The organism is Falsiroseomonas oryzae (assembly GCF_027856955.1).
Lineage (GTDB): Bacteria > Pseudomonadota > Alphaproteobacteria > Acetobacterales > Acetobacteraceae > Falsiroseomonas > Falsiroseomonas oryzae.
The window spans coordinates 1-1742 of sequence record NZ_JAPSMD010000722.1; the positions used below are offsets into that span (position 1 = coordinate 1).

The window sequence follows — 1742 nt, forward strand, 5'->3', positions numbered from 1 at the left end:
CGGCCGGCGCGTCCGGGCGGCCGCGGCCGAAACCCGCAGCGAAGACCGGGTGGCCGGCCGCCGCCAGCCGCGCGCCGAAGCCCTCCTCCCACACCCAGGGCCCGCAGGCCGCGCCGTGCAGCAGCAGAAGGGCCGGCGCACGCGGACGCGGCGCGGGCGGATCCCAGGCCAGCATCGTGCCGCGTTCGAAGCGCAGGGGGACGGGATCCGGCGGGCGCATCGGCCGATGGTGGCGGCGCGCGCCGTCGGCGGCAACCGGCATGGCGGACGCATCCGGCCCATGCGAAGCTGCTGCGATGCACCACGGCCCCGACGCGATGGTGGCGACAGTCGTCGCCTGCATCCTGCTCGCCTTCCTGCTGGGCGCGGCGGCGCGCGCGCTGCGGTTGCCGGCGCTGGTCGGCTACATCGCCGCGGGCGTGCTGGTCGGGCCCCACACCCCGGGTTTCGTCGCCGACCGCAGCATGGTCACGCCGATGGCCGAGCTCGGCGTCGCGCTGCTGCTATTCGGCGTCGGCCTGCATTTCCGCGCCCGCGACCTGATGGCCGTCTGGCGCGTGGCGGTGCCGGGCGCCGTGCTGCAGATCGCGCTGGCCGGCGGGCTGGGCGCCTGGGTGGGCTCCGGCCTGCTCGGCCTCTCGGCCGGCCCGTCGCTGGTCTTCGGCCTGGCGCTGGCGATCTCCTCCACCGCCGTCGCCACCAAGACGCTGGAGGAGCGCGGCCGGCTGGGCGGGGAGGCCGGGCGGATCGCGCTGGGCTGGCTGGTGATGCAGGACCTGGTCGTGGTGCTCGCGCTGGTGCTGGTGCCCTCGGTCGCGGGCGTGGCGCCGGGTGGCGGCGCGATCGCGGTCGCGGTCGGCGAGGCGGTGCTGGAACTCGCCGCCTTCGCCGTGGTCATGGCGCTGTTCGGCCGGCGCGCGCTGCCCTGGCTGCTGGTGCGCGTCGCCCGCGGCGGCTCGCGCGAGCTGTTCACCCTGGCCGTGCTGGCCATCGCGCTCGGCGTCGCCTTCCTGGCGGCCACGCTGTTCGGCGTCTCCTTTGCGCTCGGCGCCTTCTTCGCCGGCGTGGTGCTGGGCGAATCCGATGTCGGCCACCAGGCCGCGGCAGAGGCGACGCCGCTGCAGCGGATCTTCGCGGCGATCTTCTTCGTCTCCGTCGGCATGCTGCTGGACCCGGCGGCGGCGCTGGCCCAGCCGCTCGCCTCGGTGGCCGCCACACTCTCGGTGGTAGTCGCCATCGCCGGCGGCACGCTTTGCCTGCTGCTGCTGCTCCGCGTGCCGCCGCGTGTCGCCACCACCGTCGCCGGCGCGCTCGGCCAGATCGGCGAGTTCTCCTTCCTGCTGGTGGAACTGGCCGTGGCGCGCGGCGTGCTGCCGGATGCCGTGCGCGGGCCGGTGCTGGTCGCCGCGGTCGCGACCATGATCCTCACCCCGCTTCTGCTGCGCGGAACGGAGGCGCTGGCGCCACGGCTGGAACGCTCCGCCCGCCTGGCGTGGTGGCGCGGCGAGCGGCGGCCGCGGCTTTCCCTCTCCCCGGTCGCGCCGGAACTCGCCGGACATGCGGTGGTGGTCGGCACCGGCCGCGTCGGCGCCGTGGTCGTCCGGGCGCTGCGCCTGCACGGCCGACCGGTGGTCGCCGTGGAGGATGACCGCGCCGCGGCGGAACGCCTGGCCGCGGAGGGCGTGCCCGTGGTGTGGGGCGACGCCACGCGGCCCGAGGTGCTGGAAGCGGCCGCGCTGGAG

The 1742-nt window shown here is 76.7% G+C and carries 2 protein-coding genes; one reads left to right on the top strand and one right to left on the bottom strand.

Annotation, left to right across the window (positions count from 1 at the left end; all coding sequences use genetic code 11):
• A partial coding sequence (locus tag OZN99_RS31030) for a hypothetical protein (protein WP_456299920.1) occupies nucleotides 1-262 on the bottom strand: 262 nt, incomplete at its 3' end.
• Nucleotides 263-296: 34 nt separating this feature from the next.
• On the opposite strand from OZN99_RS31030, the gene OZN99_RS31035 reads away from it, so the two are divergent.
• Nucleotides 297-1742 (top strand): cation:proton antiporter (locus OZN99_RS31035; RefSeq protein ID WP_270939056.1); only part of this gene is annotated, 1446 nt, incomplete at its 3' end.